Below are 22,498 nucleotides of genomic sequence, written 5' to 3'. Positions count from 1 at the left end.
GGCCTCGGGCTTCGAGTAGCCAGAGCAGAGCCTTGGCTTCCCCACGGGCCTCCCCACGGGCTTCGCCGGTCGCGATGTAGTAGCGGGCGAAGTCGCTCTTGAACGTGTAGGTGTCGGTCGCCATCAGTGCCTCCCAGAAAGCTCGGGCCGTCTCCGACAGCCCGTTGAGCACATAGTCATGATAGATCGGACCGCGGTCACGGGGCAGTACGGAGAGTGCTTCGGCGTAGGCGGCCAGGACCGCCTCGCCTGCATCGTCGCCCCCGTGGGCCAGGGCGGACAGGGCCGAGAGCTCTGGCTGCTCCCGAGCACGGGCCGGATCGGTGATGACCGGAATCTCGGTCGGGCCGACGACGAGGGGGCGGAGCGCGTACTCGGGGTGCCCGGTGTCGATGGGGAAGCGCGCCCAATCCGCGGTCGCGGAGTCCGGGCACAGCACCATGAGCGCCGTCGGGCACTCCAACCGTGCTCGGACCGTCGAGTGGTACACCGGCCACGAGAAGCGCTTGCGCTGGTCGGGTTTGCGCTGGACCTCGAACACCACGGCGAAGACGTTCCGGTCGCCGTCCTCGGTGAAGGACACCACCGCGTCGCCCCGGTAATCCTTGGGCGCCAGGTCGGCGCAGTCGCCGGACACCGTCCGTGCGGTGTCGTAGTCGGGGATCTTGAAGCCGAAGGCCTCCTTCAGGAGTACGGCGGTCATCTCGGGGTTGTTGCGGACGAACTCAAGGGGGAGCTCGTGCTCTGCGCTGGGCATGAGGGGAACGCTAACCGGGCGTGGTCGAACATGTGTGCACTGTTCGGAATCCATCGTGATAGGTGCCGACCGATACCGGCTGTGACCACTGAGTCCCGAGGTGGGACCGGGTGGGGCGCTCCTCGGTTGTGGGAGAGGGGGCGTGTGCAATGAAGGGGTGGAGAACCTCAAAAAAACGCAACATATCCCCTGAGTCCCTGCAATGGATTCGTCGATCCGTGCGCCTACAGTAGATCGGGCTCATGGTGCGGATCGTCCGCGCCGTTCTCTGTGGAAGGGGTGGGGGATGCCGGACACCGGACCCGTGCTGCGGATCGCCCTGGACCAGGGGGCCGGGCGCAGCGGGGACGCCGCGGACGGCCTCGCGCGGCTGGAGCGCGTCGCCCGCGCCGCCGCCGACGCCGGGGCGGACCTCCTCATCGGCCCCGAGTGCTCGCTCACCGGCTACAACCTGGGCGCCCGCACCGCCGAGCTGGCCGAACCGCTGGACGGGCCCATCGGCCGCCGCGTCGCGCGGATCGCCGCCGACGCCGGGATCGCCCTGGTGTACGGCCAGCCCGAGCGCGACGGGGACGCCGTGTACAACACGGTGCGCCTGGTCGGGGCCGACGGCGCGCCGCTGGCCGCCTACCGCAAGGCCCACCTCTTCGGCGACCTCGACCGGGACGCCTTCCGCCCCGGCCGCGAGGCGGTCGTCCAGGCCGAGCTGCGCGGCGTCCGGGTCGGCCTGCTCATCTGCTACGACGTGGAGTTCCCCGAGGCCGTCCGCGCCCACGCGCTGGCCGGGACCGAGCTGCTCGCCGTCCCCACCGCGCTCATGCACCCGCACACCGGTGTGGCCACCGCGCTGGTCCCCGTCCGCGCCATGGAGAGCCAGCTCTACCTGGCCTACGTCAACCGCTGCGACACCGAGGGCGCCCTCGACTACTGCGGGCTGAGCACCCTGGTCGCCCCCGACGGCACCGAGGCGGTGCGGGCCGGGGCCGGTGAGGAGCTGCTCATCGCCGACCTGCACCGCTCGGCCCTGGAGGACGCCCGCGGCGCCACCACCTACCTGAGCGACCGCAGGCCCGACCTGTACGGCTCGCTCACCGCCTGACCCGGGCGCCCCGCCGCCGCCCGCCGCCGACCGCCCGCCGTCGGCCGCCCGCCACCGCAAGGAGGATCCCCGAATGACGTCCGCCGTGCCCACCGCCGTCCCGGAGGAGCGCACCGAGCGCCGCCCGCTGACCATGTGCGGCCCCGACTTCCCCTTCGGCTACGACGCGTTCCTGGAGCACCCGGCCGGCCTGGGGTCGGTGCCGCCCGAGGCGCACGGCACCGAGGTCGCCGTCATCGGCGGCGGCCTGTCCGGCCTGGTCACCGCCTACGAGCTGATGAAGATGGGGCTGCGCCCCGTCGTCTACGAGGCCGACCGGCTCGGCGGCCGCCTGCGCACCGAGCGCTTCGACGGCGCCCCCGACGACGTGGTCGCCGAGATGGGCGCCATGCGCTTCCCGCCGTCCTCCACCTCGCTGTTCCACTACATCGACCGGGCCGGACTGGGCACCGTGCCCTTCCCCAACCCGCTGGCGCCCTCCACGCCCAGCACCGTGGTCGACCTGAAGGGCGAGGCGAACTACGCGCGCACCACCGACGACCTGCCGGAGGTCTACCAGGAGGTCGCGCGGGCGTGGAACGCCACCCTGGAGGAGGGGGCGCGGCACACCGAGATGCAGCGCGCCATCCGCGAGCGCGACGTGCCCGCGATGAAGCGCATCTGGAACGAGATGGTCGAGCGCCTGGACAACCAGACGTTCTACGGGTTCCTGTGCGACTCCCCGGCCTTCGCCTCCTTCCGCCACCGGGAGATCTTCGGCCAGGTCGGATTCGGCACCGGCGGCTGGGACACCGACTTCCCCAACTCCATCCTGGAGATCCTGCGCGTCACCTACACCGGCGCCGACGACGACCACCTGAGCATCGTCGGCGGCAGCGAGCAGCTGCCCCGGTGGCTGTGGGAGCACGCCCCCGACAAGCTCGTGCACTGGGACCAGGGCACCACCCTGGCCTCGCTGCACGGCGGGGCCCCGCGCCCGGGGGTGACCGCGCTGCGCCGCACCGCCGCCCCGGGCGACCCGGCGGGCAACATCACCGTCACCGACGCCGACGGCTCCATCCGCACCTACCGCGCCGCGGTGTTCACCGCGCAGAGCTGGATGCTGCTCAGCAAGATCGCCTGCGACGAGGACCTGCTGCCGATCGACCACTGGACCGCGATCGAGCGCACCCACTACATGGAGTCCTCCAAGCTGTTCGTGCCGGTGGACCGCCCGTTCTGGCGGGACACCGACCCGGCCACCGGCCGGGACGCGATGAGCATGACGCTCACCGACCGCATGACCCGCGGCACCTACCTGCTGGAGGGCCAGGACGACGGCCCGGCGGCGATCTGCCTCTCCTACACCTGGTGCGACGACTCGCTGAAGTGGCTGCCGCTGTCGGCGCACGAGCGCATGGACGTCATGCTGAACTCGCTGGCGCAGGTCTACCCGGACGTCGACATCCGCTCGCACATCACCGGCGACCCGGTGACGGTGTCCTGGGAGGCCGAGCCGTACTTCATGGGCGCCTTCAAGGCCAACCTGCCCGGCCACTACCGCTACCAGCGGCGGCTGTTCACCCACTTCAAGCAGGACCGGCTGGCCCCGCGCCACCGCGGCCTGTTCCTGGCCGGGGACGACGTCTCCTGGACCGCCGGGTGGGCCGAGGGCGCGGTACAGACCGCACTGAACGCGGTGTGGGGCGTGATGAACCACTTCGGCGGCGCCACCGACCCCGCCAACCCCGGTCCGGGCGACGTCTTCGACGGGATCGCCCCGGTCGAGCTGCCCGAGGACTGACCGGCCCCGGCCGTCGGGCCGGTCTCAGGCGGGGCGCTCCTCGGCGGACCCGGCCAGCATCGGCTGGTCGACCAGCCGCGACAGCACCAGCGTGCTCTTGGTCCGCACCACGAACGGCTCGGCGCAGATCCGCTCGATGGTCTCCTCCAAGTGCTGCATGTCCCGCGCCCGCACCTGCACCATCGCGTCGGCCTCGCCGGTCACCGTGCAGGCCGAGGTGACCTCGGCATAGCCCGACAGCCCGGCCCGGATCTCCGCCGGGGAGGTGCGGGGACGGCAGTACACCTCGATGAACGCCTCGGTGGTCCACCCGATCGAGGACGGCTCCAGCACGACGGTGAACCCGCGGACCGCGCCGGACTCCACCAGGCGGTCGACGCGGCGCTTCACCGCCGATGCGGACAGCCCCACGGCCGATCCGATGTCGGCGAAGCTCGCGCGCGCGTCGGCGCCGAGAATGGCGACGATCCGCTCATCGACCCGATCCAACCCTGCTCCTCACGTCGCGCCGGGCGCGTCCGGGCCCGGCCTGACCGATGCTACCCACCGGCACCGCGGCGCGGGTCCGGCGCCCGGAGCGGATCGGCCGTGTCGTTTCCCCCCATCCGGCGTTGTTACAGGGATGATCGGTGGTGTCACCGAGGGTGAGGGGTGTGCGGTGGGGGCGAAAGGTGTTCCCGCGGCCGTGCCGGCCGCGCTGCTGCTCGCGCTCGCGGCGCCCGCGCAGGGCGCGGCGGCCGCGGACACGGACGGGGACGGGACCGGAGGGGAGCGCAGGGCGTCCCTGGAATGGGGCGCCTGCGACGACCTCACGGCCGAGAGGGTCGAGGAGACCGGGGCCGACTGCGCCGAACTGGAGGTCCCGCTGGAGACGGCGCGGTCCGACGGCGCCGGCGCCCGCGCGGCCGAGACGGTGCGCCTGGCCCTGTCGCGGGTCCCCGCGCGCGCCGCCGACGGCGAGGCGGCCGATGCGTCGCGCGTCCTGCTGGTCAACCCGGGCGGCCCCGGGAGCGCCGGTCGCGAATGGGCCCTGCGGATCGCCGAGCAGCTGCCCGACGACCTTCGCGAACAGTACGACGTGGTCGGGTTCGACCCCAGGGGGACCGGGGCGAGCACCCCCGCGGTCACCTGCGACGAGTCCTACTTCGACCCCGTCCGGCCCGACACGGTGCCCGCGTCCCGCGCGGACGAGCGCGCGCTGCTGGAGCGCACCCGGGCCTACGCGGAGGCGTGCGGCGAGAAGAACGCAGAGCTGCTCGACCACATGCGGACCGAGGACAGCGCGCACGACATCGACCGCATCCGGCGGGCCCTGGGCGAGAACACCATCGACTACCTGGGGTACTCCTACGGCACCTACCTCGGCGCCGCCTACGCGACCCTGTACCCCGAGCGCGCCGGACGCCTGGTGCTCGACAGCGTCGTCCACCCCGGCCGCCCCTGGTACGAGAGCAACCTGCGGCAGAGCCGTGCCCTGGACGATGCCCTCCGCAACTTCTTCGACTGGACCGGGCGGCACCACGACGTCTACGGCCTGGGGGCCGACGCCGAAGCGGTCGAGGAGACCTACTTCCGCGTGCGCGGAGAGCTCGCCGAGGAGCCCGCCGGAGACGTGGTGGGGCCGACCGAGTACGAGAACGCCTTCATCTCCGCCGCCTACGCCGCGGCGGTGTGGCCGCGCCTGGCCGAGGCGCTCTCCGACCACGTCTCGGGCGAGGACGAGGCGGCCCTGGTCGACGCGTCCGAGCGCTTCGGCGAAGGGCCCAGCGACGAGCCCGGGTACGGCGCCTACCTGGCCACCCAGTGCACCGACTCCCCGTGGCCGACGGCGTGGCCCGTCTGGCGGGACGCCGCCGAGCGCTCCGCCGCGGAGGCGCCCGCCACCGGGTGGAACAACATCTGGTACAACGCGCCGTGCGCGGCGTGGCCGGCCGAGGCGGGCGCCTGGCTGAACGTCGGGGCCGCCGGGAACGAGCGGGGCGCCGGGGACCGGGGCCCGCTGCTGGTGCACGCCACCGAGGACGGCCCGACGCCCGTCGAGGGCGCCTACGCCCTGCGCGGCCGGTTCCCCGGTGCGCGCCTGGTGATCGAGGACGGCGGCCTCAGCCACGGTGTCTCCCTGGCGGGGAACACCTGCGTGGACGAGGCGGTCGCCGACTACCTGCGCGAGGGGGTCCTGCCCTACAGGGCCGCCGGGCGCGCCGCCGACCTGGTGTGCGAGGCGGGCCCCGAACCCGAGGCGAAGCTCCCGCAGAGCGCGGCCGAGGTCGATCGTGAGGAGCGGGTGCGGCTGATCGGCCCTTAGAGGTATCGGCCCTCAGGTCCTGTCCGGTCCCGGGCCCCGAGCCGAGCACCGCGCCTCGCGCCAGGCGCGCTGAGCGGGGGCGGAAAGCGACCGAAACCGTACGGTCGCATAGTCTGGAAACCGGGGCGCGGCGCGGTCCGCCGCGGGGCGGACTCGTACACACGAAGGCGCCCGGAGGCCGGCTGAAGGCGGCCCGCGGGCGGTTGGCGGCTGAAGGCAGGCGGGGTGATGCGGGTGCTGCGAACCTCCTCAGTTCGCGTGCTCGACCGGCGCGACACCGAGGACGTGCACGCACTTCTCGACCGCGACCCCGTGGGCAACGTCTTCGTCAGCTCACGCCTGCGCGCCTCGGGTCTGGACCCGGCCCGCCTCGGCGGCGAGGTGTGGGGCTACATCGAGAACGGCCGGCTGAGCTCCCTGTGCTACTCCGGGGCCAACCTCGTCCCGGTGGACGCCGGTCCCACGGCGGTACGGCAGTTCGCCGAGCACGCGCGCTGGCGCGGCCGCCGCTGCTCGTCGATCGTCGGACCGATCCCGGCCGTCACCGACCTGTGGGAGCGGCTGGGCCCGTCCTGGGGCCCGGCGCGGGCGATCCGCGACCGCCAGCCGGTCCTGGAGCTGATGGGCGCCCCGCGCCCCGACCCCGACCCGCGCGTGCGCCGGGTGCGGCCCGAAGAGCTCGACGTGCTGCTTCCGGCCTGCATCGCGATGTTCACCGAGGAGGTGGGAGTGCCCCCGGACGCGGGCGACGGCGGCGCTCTGTACCGGTCCCGCGTGGCCGAACTCGTGCGCGGCGGCCGCGCCTTCGCCCGCATCGAGGACGGCCGCGTGGTCTTCAAGGCCGAGGTCGGGGCCGTCACCCCGCACGCCTGCCAGGTCCAGGGCGTCTGGGTCCACCCGGAGCTGCGGGGCCACGGCTACGGCGTGGCGGGCATGGCCGCCGTGGCCCGCCTGGCGCGCGAGCACATCGCCCCCCGGGTGACGCTGTACGTGAACGACTTCAACACCTCGGCGCGCGCCGTCTACGACCGCGTCGGCTTCCGCGAGGTCGGCGAGGTCATGTCGATCCTGTTCTGACCTGTTCTGAGGTCCTGTTCCGGCGACCGGGGCGGCGCCCCGGACCGCTCAGGCCACGGCGGCCCCGACGGCCGCGGCCGTGAACAGGCCGAAGGCGGCCACCATCAGTCCGATGCCCGCGCGCAGCAGCCGGTACTTGCGGTGGACGATCCGGCTGACCGTGCGCAGGTGTCCGAGGAGCGCCGCCAGGTCGGGGTCCAGGGCGGTGCTGAGCTCGGTGTCCGTGCCGATGCGCTCGACGTCCAGGAAGGACACGGCCGTCGGCGCCGACCGCCGCGGTGCCGTCGGCAGGCGCGGGTAGACGGCCCAGGCGAGCGCGGCCGTCGCCGCCCCGAACGCCAGGCACCCGCCCCAGAAGACCCGGTCCCACGGGGCGCGGAGGTCACCGGGGGACCACTCCCCGGCCAGGGCCGCGCCCAGGAGCGCCCCGACCACGACGCCCGAGGCGGCCAGCAGGATCGCCGCCTTCTGATCGGCGTGCCTGATCTCCGCGTAGGCGTCGGCGACGAGGGCGCGGGCGCGTGACCGCCGTGACCCGCGCAGGGAGGCGGCGGAGTGCAGCGCCAGGGCCGCGCGTCCCAGGAGCAGCGCCAAGGGGCCGGGCGGCGGGGGGTGCGGGGGAGCGGCGGGCGGTGTCCGGCGTGCGCTCACCGCTCCTCCGCCCCCGGTACCCGCTCCGCACCCTCAGGGGCCGGAGCCGGAGTGCGGCGGCGCAGCTCGTCGAGGCGCTCTTCCAGGTCGCGGGGGTGGTACCGGGCCAGACACCGCACCGTCGCGGCCGTGTTCCCGCCGCCCAGACCTGCGAAGTCGACCGCTTCGCCCGGCAGCGGCGTACGGGAGCCGGGCGGCGCCACCGCCCCCAGCTCGTTGAGCGCGGCGACCACCGAAGGCGCGCTCTCAGAGCGCGGGTCGGCCAGGCGCAGGCACTCGTGGTGGACGTCCTCCCATGCCCGAACGTGCGTGTGCACCGCCCCGCGCGCCCGGTCGCGCAGCCGGTGCAGCCGGGTACCGCGCCGCCGCGTACGCACCCGGTCCACTACCGCCGAGCCGTCGACGAAGGGCGCCACCGGCCCGTGGGCGTCCCGGGCGGCCGCGGCCGAGCGCCGCTGGGCCGCGAGGCAGGTCGCACCGGCCAGAGCCGTCAGCGTTGCGGCGCCCACCGCCGTCCCGACGGCGGTGGGGCCGGGCGGTGCCACCGAGTGCCCCCACAGCCCTGCCAGGGCACAGGCCGAAGCGAGCACCGAGCCGTAAAGCAGGGCGGGGCCCCAGCGTGTGCGCCCGGCGGCGATGTGCTCACCCGCTCCGAGCAGGCACACCAACAGCAGGAGCCCGGGAACCGGCGCCAGCACCGGGCGCAGCCCGGGCGCGTCGACGACCGCCTCGACCAGCCCCGCCCCGGAGACCACCACCACCGCGCCCAGGAGGAGGGCGGCCAAGGGCAGGACGGCGCCGATCCGCCGTCGGCGCGGCGCCCGGTCTGCGCCCGCGTTCCGGCCTTCGCCCCCGGAGGGGGCCGGGAACCCCGGCAGGGGCGAGGGCGCCGGGGAGAGAAGGGCGGCCGTCTGCGTCGGCTCCGCCTGTTGGGGAGGGAGCCCGTCCTCGAACGCGTCGAGCGCGGCCTCGGCGTCGGCGTAGGTGCGGGACAGCCGTTTGGCGGTCTCGGCCAGCCGGTACCGGTTGCCCGCGGGCTCCGGCGCGGGCTGTTCTCGGACGCCGCTCGTGCCTTCGTCGGTCGTCGTCACAGGTGCGCCCCTTCCTTGTCGGGGTCCCCGCCGTCCGGGACGCCGCCCGTGTCCGCGTCCCGGGAGGGCGAGCGGTAGCGGCCCGCCTCCGGTTCCGCGTCGCGGGCGAGCCCGTCGACGAGGTCCCGGATCTCCCGCTCGTACGCCTCGGGCGCGTGCTCGCCGAGCACCCGCCCCGCCTCCCACAGCGACGCGAGCTCGGGGGCCGGGGTGTCCACGTCGCGGAAGACCCGGAAGTAGGAGGCGACCTGCTCCGGGGAGAGCCGGTCGGGGAACGGGTCCTCGGGCAGGACGTCGGTCGGCGACGCGGTGACCGGTGCCACCGGGCCCGAGCGGCCGTGGACGAACCGGGAGGGCAGGTTGACGCACTGCCAGGCGCGCACGACCTCGATCCGCGCCATCGCGAGCAGCTCGTCCCGCCGCGAGCGCAGCGTCGAGTGCGCCTGGCGGTGCCGGGAGACCCGGGCCGTCACCGCCTCGCACAGGCGGTCGCACGCGCGCAGCTCCCGGCCGTAGTCGGCCTCCGCGCGGTCGCGGGCGGTGATGTAGGGGTTGTGCACCATGTACTCCAGCACCACCGCGCCGACCGCGAAGGTGCCGAAGAGGGCCATGAACACCCAGGGAGGGATCGTCAGCGCGGCCTCCCCGGGCCCCGTCCCGGCCATCAGTACGCGGAACTTGGCCAGGAGGAGGAAGAGGTAGCCCATCCAGATGAGCGCGATGAGGCCGACGGCGATCCAGGGCGCGGCCGGCCAGGACCGCACGAACCGCGCGGCGCCGCGGCCGGCCCGGCGCAGCGCGCGGTCGGGGGCGTCGGGGTCGGGACCGGCCGGGGCGGCGTCGCCGCGGCGGGCCCAGAAGTCCGCCCGATGGGCGAAGACCTGGGACGACAGCAGGCGTCCCAGGGCGAAGAGCAGGAACGCCAGGATCGGCCCCATGAACCAGGCCAGGACGGAGGACCACTCGCCGACCGGGACGCCGAGCGCGTCGACGGCGATCCGGTGCAGGAACCAGGCCTCCAACAGGCCGATGGCGGCGATGGCCGCCCAGGTGGCGATGCGCAGCGGCAGGCCGGGCCGCACCCGGTCGGCGGGCGGCAGGGCCCCGTACACCCGGTCCAGCTCGTCCAGCCGCCGCCGGGCCAGGCTGAGCGGGCGGCCGCGCACGTGGAGCCGGAGCCGGTTGAGCGCCCCGTCGGCGGCCGCCGCGGTCTGGGTGACGGTGTTGATGAACGCGCCCAGTTCGGCGCCGCGGTTCACGATGATGCGCGTGGCGTTGAACGAGGCGCTGAACTGGTGCGCCATCTCGTGGTTGGCCACCAGGTGCGGCGCGTCGGCGGGCGGGAAGTGGCCCCGCCCCGACACCGCGTCTTCCAGCGGGCACCCGCATGCCCCTTGGTGGAAGGAGAGCGGGATGAACCCGTCGCCGGGCAGTGCGGGGAAGTCCCCTTGCGGGCTCCCGCCGCCGTCCGGGCCGCCGGGGTCTCTCGGGCCGTTCGGCCCCCACCCGCCGGGGAAGTCGTCGTTTCCGGGCATCGTGCCCCCTCAGTCCGCGATCTCGATGTCGACCCGGCGGTTCTCCTGGGCGCACGCGCCGTCCAGCAGCTCGCCGTCCTGGTAGTCGCCCTCGCACACCGGGTCCCGCTCGCCTTCGCCGACCACGCTCACCTCGGCGAATCCGGCGGATTCCAGGTAGTCCGCGACGGCCTCTGCGCGCCGCAGGGAGAGGTCCTCGTTGTAGTCGTCGCCGCCCTTGCTGTCGGTATGGCCGGTGACCGTCACACTCGGCGCCTCGGCCCCGTCCCCGCGCAGGTGCGCGGCGGCCTCGTCGAGCAGCTCCTCGGCCTCGTCCCTCAGGACCGCCGAGTCGAAGGCGAACAGGAGCTGGGACGGAAGGGAGACGGTCCCCCGGTCGGGGAACTCGGCACTGGGCAGGGCGACCTCCGGGTCTTCCGCGCCCGGTTCCGCGGCGTCCACGTAACCTCCCGGCGCCTGCGCCTGCTCCAGGCATTCCGTCCCGCCGAACGCCGCGCACACCTGCTCCCAGTAGCTCCGCACCGCCGCGTCCTGAGAGGAGTCGCGCGCCTCGGCCCCGGTGTCCTGCAGGTGCAGCCGCACGTCGATGCCGGACAGGTCCAGCCCCCGGTCCTCGCCGGAGGCCGCGCAGTCGGCCGCCACCTCTTCGGAGCCGAGGCCGTCGCCGAAGTAGCGCTCCATGTCCAGGCACCCGGTGTTGGCGAGGCCGTCGGTGTAGACCAGGAGCCGCCGGTCGGCGTCCTCCCCGTCCTCTCCGTCCTTCCCGTCCTCCGTGTTCCCCTCCAACCGTCCGGCCCCGGCGGTCAGCGCGCGCAGGATGTCGCTCCCCGGGCGCTGCGCCCCCTCGCCCGGGACCCGCTCTCCGAGCTCCTTCTCCAGGCATTCGGTGACCGCCTGCCGGTCCGTGGCCTGCCGTCCGTCGGCCAGGCCGACGGCCTCGGGCAGCGGGACCCGGTCGAGCGGAAAGGCGGGCGCACCGGGGCCGCCGAACAGGCCGACCGACAGCCGCCGCTGGTCGGCCGCCCCGAAGACGTCGGCGTCCACGGCGTCGGCGGCGATCCGCTCGGCGAGGCCGGGGTACCCCTGATCGGTCCACATCGAGGCGCTGACGTCGATCAGGACGACCACCTCCGCGGTCACCGGTGCATCGGAGGCCCCGCCGGAGGAGAAGACCGAGTCGCACTGCACGGCGCCCGCGGCCGGAACCGGGTCGGGGAAGCACGCCGACGCCGCGGGCAGGAGGAGGGCGGCCGCGGCGGCCGGGACCAGGCGGTCCAGTGCGGTGGCCCGCACGCTCGTGGTGTTCATCCCTCCAGGTCCCCCTTCTCCCGGGCCCGCTCGATCTGCTCCACGGGCACACCGAGGTGTTCGAGGACCGCGCGCAGGGCCGTGTCACTGGCGAAGGCGAACTCCAGCAGGCCCGCTTCGTCCCGCCGGGCGGCGTCGATCATCCCCGCGAGCTGCTGTGCCAGTTGCGACCCCTCCCGGGTGCGGCGGTCCAGCGCGTCCCGGAGCACCGCCTCGGCGCCGCCGGGGGAGGCGTCGGCATCGGTGGCCATCCGCAGGGCGTCGACGGCCACCCAGTCGGCCTGGGCCCCGTCCACACGGCCCATCCGCTGCAGGGTCCGGAGGAACAGGTCGTGCCAGTACTCCTGGCGTTCGGCGAGCCGGGCGACCTCCTGCACGGCGAGGGCCTGGCGGCCGGCCCGCCGTGTCTGCTCGACCCACTGGTCCTGCACGAGTCGGCGCACCGCGTCGCAAGGGTCGACCCAGGCGTGCACCTGTGCGTCGACGAGTTCGTAGGGGGCGTCCAGGAGCGCGCGGTCGCGCCCGGGGCGCGCGGCCGGTCCGTGGCGGGGCGGTTCGGGCCGCCGGGGGATCAGGAAGTGCTCGCGCGCGTTGTCCTCGTTGATCAGCCGCTCCAGATCGGCCGCCTGGTAGGGGGCCAGCCGCCGTCCGAGGGGCCGGACCCTGCTCATCAGTTCGCCGCGCACCGAGGCCTTGCGCTCGTCGACGAAGGCCTCCACGGCCCGCTCGATCTCCCGACGCTCCCCGGGGTCGGCGCACGTCACGCTCGCGCTCCAGGCGACCCTGATCCGCACGTCGAAGGTGAAGGCGTCGTCCCGGGCCGGTGTGGCGAACTGTTCGAGATCGTCGGAGATCTCCAGGTGGACCGTCTCGGGCTCCTCCGGCTCGTCGGGGAACCAGCCGGGGCGGTCGTCGGGCTCTCCGCCGCCGAACAGGCGGTCCATCAGGCGGCGGAACAGGCCCGGCCCCTCGTCGGGGCGGGCGCGTCCGAACGTGTAGCGGCCGGTGGCCGGGTCGCGCGGCTGGTCAGGTCGGCCCATCGGTGGCCTCCTCTCCGGGGGACGCGTCCGGCCCGCCGCGGGGCCGACGCGTGCGGGCGGTGCGGGCGCGGACCCGCTCATAGCGGTCGATGAGTTCGCGCAGGTCGGGGACCCTGCGCAGGTGGGCCAGGAGTTCGTCCATGCGCGCCCGCCGCCCCGGGGCGGTCACGGCCGTCCCGTCTCCGGCGGCGGGGCCCGCGGCCGTGTCCCACTGCAGGAGGATCCGCCAGGCGGTGGGCCCGTGGATGTCGTCGAGCAGCGCCGCGGCCCACAGCCGGGCGATCCCGGCCAGCGGCTTCGACGGGTCGGGGCGGTCGTTCGGCCGGGCGGGCGCCGACGTGTCCGAAGGCGGGTCCGGCCAGGGGGCGTCCAACCACATGAGCAGGTCGGGGTGGGGGCCGCGAGCGGCTCCGGCCTCGGCCCCCGGCAGGCGCCCGCGGAGCTGGCAGATGCGCATGAGGGCGATGAGCGCCGCCTTGGCCGCACCCGGGCGCGCCGCGCCGGCCTCGTCGGCGACGAGCTCCACGGTGCTCGCGCGCATCCCCGCGTCGTAGGCGCCCTCCAGCGCTTCGGCGACCAGCACGGTGCGCATCAGGGTCCCGAAGGGGTCCCTGCCGCGGCGCGTGTCCGCGGCGATGCGGGCGAGCTCCGTCTTGACGGTCGCGAACACGGTGTCCGGAACCCTGCACGCCACCCGGGACCCGTAGGCGAGTACGGCGGTGCGGCGCAGCGGGATGTCGTTCGACCGCATCCACCGGTCCAGGAGGCCCAGCGCGCGGGACTTCTGCCGGGTCTCGACGACGAGGCGCTCCAGCACCCAGGCCGCCACGCGGCGGCAGTGGGTGTACGCGTCGGACCCGGCACCGCCCGTGCTGAACGCGGGACGGCGCCGTGCCCACGGCTCCAGGACCGTGCGGGAGATCTCGTCGAAGTCCTCGGCGGCGAGCCGCGCCAGGGCCAGCTCGACCCCGTTCTGGATGCCGACGTCCTCGTCCCCGGAGGTCTCGCAGAGCCGGGCGAGCCACTCCAGCAGGGGCCTGCGGGCCGCCTCATGGTCGATCCACACCAGGTCGACGACGGCCGTCCACAGGTCGGGCTGCTTGAGGCGGACGGTGGTGTCGCCCGGCGGGTCGGCCGCGTCGCCGGGGCCGCCGCCGTCGTCGGCGATCAGGTCGACGTGGCGGAGCCGGTGGTTGAGCGGCAGGGAGAAGGCCTCGCGCCGCCAGGGGCCGTTCGGGCGCTCGGCACGGTGGAGCCGTGCCGCCAGGTCTTCGGCCGCGGTGATGACCTTGGCGAGGGGGCAGCCGTCCAGGACGGCGGTGGTGATCACGTAGGCCTGGTCGACGGGGGAGCGGCGGCGGGAGGTCCTGCGCAGCAGGGCGCGGGCGCGGTCGGCGAGCCGCCGCGCCCGCACCTCGCCGACGCGGCGGTCGGTGTCCTCGGGGAGGGCGTCCCCGGGGTCGGCGAGCGCCGCGAGGAAGCCGCCCAGGGCGGCGGCGTCCTCGGGGGTGTCGGCGGTCTCGGCCCAGATCCGGACCGAGGAGGAGCGCTTCTCGGCCTCCTCCAGCACGGGCCGGGCGCGCTCGGCGACGGCGGCGTCGACGGCCCCCCGGTCCTGCGGCGGCGCCGCCCCGCCGGTGAGCAGGGCGGTGGCGAGGGTCCGCTCCAGGACGCCCCGCAGGTCCGCGGGGGTGTGCTCGACGGGCCGGTACCGCAGGTGCCCGACGGGGTCGTCCCGGTCGACCAGCACGCACAGGCGCGCGTCGTGCCCTTCGAGGGCGGAGGAGAGCGCTGACAGCTCGGCGGCGGTGGCGTCGGCGAGCCAGGGGGCGTCCGAGGCGTCGAGCACGTACCCGCAGGCCGCGTTCTCCGAGTCCCCCAGCATGTCGGCGAGGCGGCGCAGGTCCGTGGAGCGGGGGACGGTGCGGATCGGCCGCTCCGAGGCGGGGGCGCACTGCTGCGCCAGTGCGCACACCGCGGAGGTCGTCCGACCGGAATCCTCGGGGCCGCGCAGGAGGACGATCCGGTCCCGATTCAGGCAGCGCGACAGCTCGGCGTCGCTCGCCGCTTCGACCCGCAGGGCGAGCGCCGCGCCGACCTTGCCGACGGCGCCCATCCGGGCCGATGAGCCCTCCCGCTGGGCGAAGACGTTGTAGGTGAACTTGTCGCCGTGGTGGTCGCCGTGCGTGATGTCGCCGCCGGTGACGGTGAACGCCCCGCCGCTCGTGCGGGCGTACCTGCTGTCGCGGCGCCGCTGCTCGGCTGCGGAGGCCCGGAACTCCTCCTCGGCCGGATCGGTGTGCCGCTCGTCGGCCGGTCCGGCTCCTGCCCCCGGATCCTCGGTCTGCTCGGATCGGCGGGGGGCAGGGGGGCCGGTGGCGTCGCCCGTGTCTCCGGCGGGCGGGGTCCCCTCTGGGCGCGGGGACTCTGGAGGCGGCTGGCGGGGGTGCTCGTCGGCGTCCTGTGCCATGGCGCGCTCAGCGGATGTTGTTGATGCTGGTCTTGTCGCCGTGGTGGTCGCCGAAGGTCATGTCGCCTCCGGTGACGCTGAACGTCGGGGAGGAGCGGGGCGGGGCGGCGCGCCCCGGCCCCGCTTCGGTGTCCGGCGCCTTCCCGGGGGAGTCCGCCGGGGGCGCGGAGCCCTCGGGGGCCGGGGGGTCGGAGGAGACGCACAGCCAGGCCTCGGCGCGGAACGCCTTGGCCGGGATCTCGATGTCGACCCGCTTGAAGGGCCACCGGTACAGGCCCACCGTGCCGTCGGCGACGGCGTCCTCGTACAGGGAGCGCGACAGCACGGTGACGAAGTCGGCGCCGGGGGCGTCGGCGAGGGCGTCCCGGACCAGGTCGCAGTCGCGCAGCCGGCAGGCCTCGTTGACCGGCGCGCCGACGAACCCGTTCCGGCCGTCGGCGACGAGCCCCTGGTGGACGGCGACGCGCAGGCGCACGCGGTAGGCGTCGTTGAGCGGCCGGTTGTGGTGGTGCAGCGCCTGGGCCAGGCCGTCGAGGAAGGCCGAGAGGGTGGCGTCCTCCGGCGTTCCGACGGGGAGCACCGCGATCTCCCCGTCGCCCTGCTCCTGCAGGTCCCAGGACGCCCGGTCCAGGCCGCCGTTGGTGCAGGCCTCCTCCAGGACCCTGTGGAGGTCCTCTTGGAGGCGCACCTGCCCGGTGTAGTCCCGTGCGCTGTAGGCCTCGGCGTCGGTGGCGATGATGAGCCGACGCGTGCGTTCGGGGAGCCTTCCGCCCATTCCGTCCCGTCCTTTCCCCACGTTGTTCCTGAACCGGAAGCCGATTCGCGGTTCTCGGAGGCAACTATGGGCGGAAGGCCGGGGACGAATGGCGGGTTTATCGGCAATTCGGAAGAGACCTGGAGCTCACCGGTCTCACGGGGCGGAGGGCCCTTCGGCCGGGACGGGGGCGCGGGCGACGGTGCCCACCTCCGGGTCGAAGTACTCCATCAGCGCGTTGATGTCGGCGATGTCCTTGGCCCGGCCCAGGCGGCGCTTCCAGCGCAGGACCCGGTCGAGGGGCGCGAAGGGCAGGCCGTCGATGTACTCGCGGGTCTCGATGAACTCGTCCAGGTCCCACATGGACGGGAACCAGCCGTTGAGCACGTCCAGGCGGCCGCCGTGGAGCACCACGCGCTGTACCCCCTCCCAGGGGGCGGTGACCACCGGGCCCAGCATCCGCGCGATGTCCCAGGCGCGCCCGCGCACCACCACGTCCAGGTCGGTGATGTCGGTGCGGATGCCGCGCGCCAGGAGCGGCCCGCTGCCCGCGATGATGTAGTCGTCGGCCGGCAGGCCGAGGCGGGCGAGGTCGACGAAGAGGGGATGGCTGTGCAGGAGTGCGTGCTGCCGTGTCACCCGAGTGCCTTCTCTCCTAAGACGATGCGGATCACCGCGGCGATCAGGAGGGCCAGGCCGATACTGCTCATCGAGCCGATGAGGAAGTACTCGGCGAACCGCTTCTGGTTGCTCTGCAGTTCGGGGAAGCGCGCAAGCGCCTTGATGCCGACGACCACCGCGATGGCCTCCGGCCGTCCCGCGACGGTGAGGGCGTAGGTCATGGACCGCTCCAGCCATCCGATGGCGGTTCCCGCCCCTTTCAGGGGCTCCATCTCCCCCGCCTCCGCCTTCTTCAGTTCGGCGTAGAACGGATGGAGCGTGTGCGTGACGACCTCCCCTCCGATGAACGTGGCGATCAGCAGCCCCGACACCGCGATCGCCGTTCTATCGTCCAGGATAAGATCACGCGCCCCGGTGAGGACCTTCGTCCCCGTGTGCAACGCCGCGGCCGTGCCCGCCAGGGCGAGGGTCAGCCCCAGCGGCGCGAAGATGGTCCCGGCCACCGAGCGCGAGATGAGGATGCGGGGGGAGCCCTGCATGTGGGCGTCGGTGCGGGCCAGCCGCCACAGGCCCCAGGACGCGGCCGCCGTCAGCGGCAGCAGCACGGCGGCGGCGGGGGAGAGCAGCGCCGGAGCCAGTGCGTAGGCCGCGTACAGGACGGTCAGGGGGACCGCGAGCAGCGGCCGGGGGCGGACGGCCGGGAGGGAGTAGGGGAGCAGCAGCGCGGCGACGAGTCCGATGACGACGCGTTCCAGCTCCATGCCGCTCCTCTTCAGTTGTCCGGCCGTCCGGGCGGCTCCCTGCCGGGCGGGCCCGGCGGTCGGGGCAGTCGATTATCGCCCGCAGAAACCCCCGAAAACAGGGGGAAGAGGGCCCATTTCCGGCATGGGTGTCCCCGGGTCGCAGGAGGCCGTACGGCTCACTCCCGAGGGGAAGAAGGACGGGAACGGGGCGATTCGGACCAACGGTGACCGCCTTGCCCAGCGGCCCAGCGCTGCCCTGCGTGCCCGCGCGGCGTGCGGAGGCGGGCGGGCCGTCCGGTGGTGCGTCCGGTGGGGCGGCCGGTTCCGGCCGCCCCACCGGGATCCGGGCTCAGTCCCGGAACTCCGGGATCACGTGCTCGGCGAACATCTCAAGGTTGCGCTTCACCGTGTCCAGCGGAAGCACGCCCTGCTGCCCCTGCATGAACAGGCCGAACCACTCCAGGTCGGGGATCTCCTTGAGCATCGCCTCGATGCCGCGCTTGACGTCGTCCGGGCCGCCGATCAGCGCCATCTGCACGTCGGCCATCCGCGTGAAGTCGCCCTTCTCCGGGCTGATGGGGGCGGCCGCGTCGTCGTCCTCGGTGCGCAGCACCTCCAGGTACCCGAAGGGGCCGAAGAACGAGGCGAAGTCCTTGTGCATCTTGGCCCCGTAGGTCGCGATCGCCTCCTCGCGGGTGTCGGCCATGCCCACGATCTTGAGGATGCCGGTGTGCTCGCCCAGCCGGTAGTCGCGCCCGTGCTCGGCGGCCACGCTCCGGTACAGCTCGGCCTTCTTGCGGTGCTCGCCCGGCAGCGGGGTGAACATCCACGGCAGGATGTCCTCCTGCGCCGCCCGCACCACCGACCGGTCGCTGACGGTGAAGGGCTGCCACAGCTCCGGGTGCGGGTCCTGGTAGGGGCGCGGCACCACGCTCACCCGCTGGACGCGGCCCTGTTCATCCAGCTCGCCCGGGGCCCCGAAGGTGCGCGTCCACTCCTGGGCGGGCCAGCCCTCGATGCCCTCGTAGGGGTCGGGCACCTGGTAGTCCAGCACGTCGCTGCGGTAGCGCAGCGTCTCCTGCGTCCAGGCCATCTTCATGATCTTCAGCAGCTCGCCGAAGACGTCGAAGTTGCGGTCGTCGGTGCGCGAGCCGTCGCTGCGCGCGGCCCGCGACTTCCACCGCTGGCCCAGCACGTCCGCCCAGCGCGACTGGTACCCGCGGGCCACCCCCAGGCGCAGCCGCCCCTGGCAGAAGTGGTCGAGCAGGGCCACGTCCTCGGCGGCGCGGATCGGGTCCCAGGCGGGCAGCACCAGCCCCAGGGGGGCCAGCAGGATGCGCTCGGTGCGCGCCGCCAGGTCGGCCAGCACCATCAGCGGGTTGACCGAGAACTCGAAGCCCTCGGAGTGGAAGTGGTGCTCGGTCAGCATCAGCGCGTCGAAGCCGATCCGGTCGGCGTGCACCGCGATCTCCCGCACCTCGTGCAGCAGGGCCTGGTAGGAGGCGGGGTCGCGGCCGATGGGGCGCAGGGCGCGGGCGTTCTCCTCGGCGGCGTAGCCGGACCCGGGGATCTGGGGGTTCATGAACAGGCTGAACTTCACGGCCATCTCACCTCTCGTGGTCGGTTCCGGCCAGCCAGCCCTCCAGCGCCCGGAGGAACTCGGCGGGCCGCTCCTCGTGCAGCCGGTGCCCCGCGCCCTCCCAGCACTCCACCCGGGAGCCGGGCGGGAGCAGCGGGCGCTCCCAGGCGGCCCGCCCGGGGTGGTGCCACAGCGACAGCGCGGGCTGGGGGCGCCGCGCCAGGTGCCGCTGGGCGGCGGGGCGCGGCCCGATCGCCCCGGGGTCGGTGAACATCCCGGCGAAGGCCTCGGCCAGCACGCGGGGCCGGGCGGCCCGCAGCCGCCGCTCGTGCCAGGTGCGGATCCAGCCGGGGGTGGCGGGGGTGGTGCTCCAGGCGTCCAGGGCCAGGGCGGTGCCGACCGGGTCGGGCCCGTTCAGGGCGCGCACGGCGGCGGGCAGCGGGTCGGTCTCGGCGGGGCCGAAGCCGTAGCCGGGGTCGACGGTCACCACCGCACCGACCAGGTCCGGCCGGTCGGCGGCGAGCAGGCTGACCACCTGCCCGCCCATGGAGTGGCCGACCGCGGCGACCGGTGCGGCGCCGGCGTCCTCGACGAGGCGGGCGAGGTCGGCGGCCATGGCGGCGGGGGTGCAGGGGGTGTCGGGGACCGAGGAGGCCCCGTGTCCCCGCAGGTCGGGGGCGAGCACCCGGTACCGCTCGGCCAGCGGGCCGATGTGGTGCACCCACTCGTGGGAGTCCGACCCCCAGCCGTGCACGAGCAGCAGGGTACGGGCGCGCCCGGGGTCGGCCGGGCCGTCGTCGGTGTGGAAGAGCCGCACGTCGGAGAGGTCGGTGAAGGCCATGGACGCTCCCGCGGGGGAGGGGTGCGGGCGGTCGAAAAGCAGAACATGTTTCAGTTTTTCGGTCCCGTTCACGGTAACCCGTCCCCATCGGCCCGATCAATCGCCCCAGGCCGGTTCGCGCATCCAGCGTGGTGAAAGGACCATCCCGGGGCTGGCCGTGTGGCGGAACCGCCCCCCTCGCCGTCCCCACGGTGCGCATGGGCCCCGGGGAGCGGGGCGCCTGCCGGTCCGTTGCTCATCCCTGCGGGACGACGAGGGCGCGGGCGGTCTCCCCCTTTCGGACGCGCTCGACGGCGCCGTTCACGTCCTCCAGGTCCACGCGCTCGGTGATCAGCTCCTCCAGGCGCAGCCGTCCCGCCCGGTACAGGTCGACCAGGCGCGGCAGGTCCGTGTGCGGGGACGCGTCCCCGCCCTGGCAGCCCATCAGGCGCCGGGAGGCGAACAGGGTCCCGGCCGGCACCGCCGCCTCGGCCCCCGGCGGCGGGCTGCCCACCATCACCGTGGTGCCGCCCGGCCGGGTCGCCGCGAACGCCCCGGCCAGCGCCGCCGGCGCCCCGGTGGCCTCGATGGCGTAGTCCACCCCGCCCGGCACCAGGTCCCGCACCCGCTCCTCCAGGCCGTCGCCGGCCGTGACGGTGTCGGTGGCGCCGAACCGCCCCGCCGCCTGGGCCTTGGCCTCCACCAGGTCGGCGGCGACGATCCGGGCGGCGCCCGCCACCGCCGCCCCCTGCACCGCGTTCAGCCCCACGCCCCCGCAGCCCACCACCAGCACCGAGGAGCCGGGCTCCACCCGCGCGGTGGTCAGCACCGCCCCCACGCCGGTGACGACCGCGCAGCTCAGCAGGGCCATCGGGGCGAGCGGGACGTCGCGGGGAAGCGGCACGAGCGCGCGCTCGGAGACCACCGTGTACTCGGCGAAGGACCCGATGCCCAGGTAGGGGCGCACCTCGGCGCCGTCCATGCGCAGGCGCGTGCCGCCGTCGGGCATCAGCCCCATGACCGCCTTGAGGCGCGCGTCGTCCGTGCACAGGTGCGCCTGGGCCCCGGCGCACATCCGGCACCGCCCGCACGGGCGGTTCATCGCGATGAGCACCGGATCGCCGGGGGCCACGGCCTCCGCCCCGGGCCCGACCGCGTCCACGGTCCCCGCGCTCTCGTGCCCGCACACCACCGGAAGCCGCGGCACCACCGGGCTGTGGCCGTCGATCGCCTTGAGGTCCGACCCGCACACGCCGGACGCGGCGATCCGGACCCGCGCCTCGCCGGGCCCGGGGTCGCCCGCCTCCACCCCGCGGACCTCCAGCGGAGCGTCGAAGGCGGTCAGCACCGCCGCACGCATCAGCATCCGTCACGTCCTTCCCGTCCGGGCCGCCTCAGGCCGGCTCGATCCACGCGGCCTTGAGGGTGAGCCACTCGCGCAGGGCGTCCGGGCCGTTGGAGGGCAGGTTGCCGCTCTGCTTGCGGCCGCCGAAGGGGACCGCCCAGTGGATGCGCCGGAAGGTGTTGATCCACACCGTCCCGGCGTCGATGGCGGAGACCGCCCGCCGGGCGCGCGCCAGGTCGCGCGTCCACGCGCCCCCGGCCAGCCCGTACCCGGTGCCGTTGGCGATGGCGTAGGCCTCCTCTTCGGTGGCGAAGGGCAGCGCCACGGCCACCGGTCCGAAGATCTCCTCCTGGCAGAGCCTCAGGCCGCCGTCGTCGGCCCGGAACAGGGTCGGCTCCACCCAGTAGCCCCCGTCCAGGGCGGGGTCGGGCCCGGTGAGCGCGTCCGGGCCGGAGCCGCCGCCGAACAGGAGCTCCGCGCCCTCCTTGGGGCCCAGCTCCAGGTAGGAGAGCACCTTGCGGTACTGCTCCTCGGAGGCGATGGGCCCCATGTCGGTGTCGGGCGCGCCGGGGGCGCCCACGCGCAGCGCCCGTGCGTGCGCGCGCACCCGCTCGGTGAACGCCTCGAAGACGGTGTCCTGGACGACGAACCGGGAGGCGGCCACGCACGACTGGCCCGCGCCGCCGGTGTAGACCGCCCCGGCGGCCCCCGCGGCGGCCGCGTCCAGGTCGGCGTCGTCGAAGACGATGCAGGCCGACTTGCCGCCCAGCTCCAGCGAGAGGTCGGTGATGCCGGCGGCCGACAGCTCGGTCACCCGCCGCCCGGTGGCGGTGGAGCCGGTGACGTGCACCTTGGCGACGCCGGGGTGGGCCACCAGCGCCTCCCCGGCGCGCTCCCCGGTGCCCGCGACCACGTTGACCGCGCCGGGCGGCAGCCCCGCCTCCTCCAGCAGGGCGCACCCGGCCAGCACCGAGCAGCAGGCCTGCTCGGCGGGCTTGACCACGACCGCGTTGCCCGCCGCCAGGGCGCCGGACACCTTGGCGAAGAACATGGCCAGCGGGGCGTTCCAGGGCAGGATCACCCCGACGACCCCGTAGGGCTCCAGGAGGGTGGAGACCGAGGCCGTGCCGCCCAGGTGGAGGGTGTCCCCGGTGACCGTGTCGGCGAGGCCCGCGTTGTACGCGATGTGCATGGCGCCGCCGGGCAGGTCGGCGCCGCGCGTCTCGCGCAGCACCCGCCCGTTGTCGCGGCTCTCGGTGCGGGCGAGGTCATCGGCGTGCTCGGTGACGGTCTGGGCCCAGCGGCGCAGCACGGCGGCGCGCCGGGCGGGCGGGACGGCCGCCCACCCGGGTGCGGCCCGCCGGGCGGCGTCCACCGCCTCGGCGATGTCGTCGGGGCCGGAGTCGGGCACGCGCGCCCAGACCCGGCCGGTCGAGGGGTCGGTGCTGTCCAGCCACCCGCCGCCGATCGCGGGCCGGGACTCACCATCGATGTGGTTGGGGTAGGTGGGCGGCGTCATC

At 74.7% G+C, this 22,498-nt stretch carries 19 protein-coding genes; 4 read left to right on the top strand and 15 right to left on the bottom strand.

Going from position 1 to position 22,498, the window contains the following annotated elements; genetic code table 11:
• On the bottom strand, window positions 1–757 hold a 757-nt coding region (locus O4U47_RS17775; RefSeq protein ID WP_270679007.1), incomplete at its 3' end, for a hypothetical protein.
• A gap of 286 nt (window positions 758–1,043) precedes the next feature.
• On the opposite strand from O4U47_RS17775, the gene O4U47_RS17770 reads away from it, so the two are divergent.
• Complete coding sequence (locus tag O4U47_RS17770) at window positions 1,044–1,856, top strand: carbon-nitrogen hydrolase family protein (RefSeq protein WP_270679006.1); 813 nt, start codon at window positions 1,044–1,046, stop codon at window positions 1,854–1,856.
• Window positions 1,857–1,929: 73 nt separating this feature from the next.
• Complete coding sequence (locus O4U47_RS17765) at window positions 1,930–3,639, top strand: flavin monoamine oxidase family protein (protein WP_270679005.1); 1,710 nt, start codon at window positions 1,930–1,932, stop codon at window positions 3,637–3,639.
• Between the two features lie 24 nt (window positions 3,640–3,663).
• Here the strand turns inward: O4U47_RS17765 and O4U47_RS17760 are convergent, their stop codons facing one another.
• Window positions 3,664–4,128, bottom strand: a complete 465-nt coding sequence (locus O4U47_RS17760; protein WP_270679004.1) for an Lrp/AsnC family transcriptional regulator — start codon at window positions 4,126–4,128, stop codon at window positions 3,664–3,666.
• Between the two features lie 133 nt (window positions 4,129–4,261).
• Here O4U47_RS17760 and O4U47_RS17755 point away from each other — a divergent pair, with 133 nt between their 5' ends.
• Entirely contained in the window at window positions 4,262–5,944 is a 1,683-nt protein-coding gene (locus O4U47_RS17755) for an alpha/beta hydrolase (protein WP_408638991.1), read from the top strand.
• A 234-nt stretch (window positions 5,945–6,178) separates the two neighbouring features.
• Window positions 6,179–7,021, top strand: coding sequence for a GNAT family N-acetyltransferase (locus O4U47_RS17750; protein ID WP_270679010.1), 843 nt, complete (start codon window positions 6,179–6,181; stop codon window positions 7,019–7,021).
• Between the two features lie 48 nt (window positions 7,022–7,069).
• Here O4U47_RS17750 and O4U47_RS17745 read toward each other — a convergent pair whose 3' ends face one another.
• The 13 genes from O4U47_RS17745 to O4U47_RS17685 form a co-directional block, all read right to left on the bottom strand.
• Window positions 7,070–7,672: a Pycsar system effector family protein gene (locus O4U47_RS17745; RefSeq protein WP_270679002.1), complete on the bottom strand. Its 603-nt coding sequence runs from the start codon at window positions 7,670–7,672 to the stop codon at window positions 7,070–7,072.
• The gene (locus tag O4U47_RS17740; protein WP_270679001.1) at window positions 7,669–8,763 is read right to left on the bottom strand and encodes a hypothetical protein; all 1,095 of its coding nucleotides are present in this window, start codon (window positions 8,761–8,763) and stop codon (window positions 7,669–7,671) included. The genes O4U47_RS17745 and O4U47_RS17740 overlap by 4 nt, the downstream gene beginning before the upstream one ends.
• A complete protein-coding gene (locus O4U47_RS17735) occupies window positions 8,760–10,298 on the bottom strand; it encodes a hypothetical protein (RefSeq protein ID WP_270679000.1) in 1,539 nt (512 codons plus the stop codon). The genes O4U47_RS17740 and O4U47_RS17735 overlap by 4 nt, the downstream gene beginning before the upstream one ends.
• Window positions 10,299–10,307: 9 nt before the next feature.
• Entirely contained in the window at window positions 10,308–11,606 is a 1,299-nt protein-coding gene (locus O4U47_RS17730) for an OmpA family protein (protein ID WP_270678999.1), read from the bottom strand.
• Entirely contained in the window at window positions 11,603–12,646 is a 1,044-nt protein-coding gene (locus O4U47_RS17725) for a hypothetical protein (RefSeq protein ID WP_270678998.1), read from the bottom strand. Before O4U47_RS17725 ends, O4U47_RS17730 begins: the two co-directional genes overlap by 4 nt.
• Window positions 12,633–15,116, bottom strand: coding sequence for a hypothetical protein (locus O4U47_RS17720; RefSeq protein WP_270678997.1), 2,484 nt, complete (start codon window positions 15,114–15,116; stop codon window positions 12,633–12,635). Before O4U47_RS17720 ends, O4U47_RS17725 begins: the two co-directional genes overlap by 14 nt.
• 7 nt (window positions 15,117–15,123) lie before the next feature.
• Window positions 15,124–15,891 (bottom strand): hypothetical protein, encoded by a 768-nt coding sequence (locus tag O4U47_RS17715; RefSeq protein ID WP_270678996.1) that lies wholly within the window; start codon window positions 15,889–15,891, stop codon window positions 15,124–15,126.
• Between the two features lie 135 nt (window positions 15,892–16,026).
• On the bottom strand, window positions 16,027–16,509 hold the full coding sequence (locus tag O4U47_RS17710) for a hypothetical protein (protein WP_270678995.1): 483 nt from the start codon (window positions 16,507–16,509) through the stop codon (window positions 16,027–16,029).
• Entirely contained in the window at window positions 16,506–17,252 is a 747-nt protein-coding gene (locus tag O4U47_RS17705) for a hypothetical protein (RefSeq protein ID WP_270678994.1), read from the bottom strand. Before O4U47_RS17705 ends, O4U47_RS17710 begins: the two co-directional genes overlap by 4 nt.
• 331 nt (window positions 17,253–17,583) lie before the next feature.
• Entirely contained in the window at window positions 17,584–18,834 is a 1,251-nt protein-coding gene (locus tag O4U47_RS17700) for an LLM class flavin-dependent oxidoreductase (protein WP_270679009.1), read from the bottom strand.
• A 7-nt stretch (window positions 18,835–18,841) separates the two neighbouring features.
• Entirely contained in the window at window positions 18,842–19,654 is an 813-nt protein-coding gene (locus O4U47_RS17695) for an alpha/beta fold hydrolase (protein ID WP_270678993.1), read from the bottom strand.
• 235 nt (window positions 19,655–19,889) lie between these two features.
• On the bottom strand, window positions 19,890–20,999 hold the full coding sequence (locus O4U47_RS17690) for an alcohol dehydrogenase catalytic domain-containing protein (protein WP_270678992.1): 1,110 nt from the start codon (window positions 20,997–20,999) through the stop codon (window positions 19,890–19,892).
• Window positions 21,000–21,027: 28 nt separating this feature from the next.
• Window positions 21,028–22,497, bottom strand: coding sequence for an aldehyde dehydrogenase family protein (locus tag O4U47_RS17685; RefSeq protein WP_270678991.1), 1,470 nt, complete (start codon window positions 22,495–22,497; stop codon window positions 21,028–21,030).
• Window position 22,498 lies beyond the last annotated feature (1 nt).

It is taken from the genome of Nocardiopsis suaedae (assembly GCF_027706745.1).
Lineage (GTDB): Bacteria > Actinomycetota > Actinomycetes > Streptosporangiales > Streptosporangiaceae > Nocardiopsis_A > Nocardiopsis_A suaedae.
The sequence above is the reverse complement of the archived record's forward strand: the minus strand, read 5'-3'. Positions and strand labels throughout refer to the sequence as shown.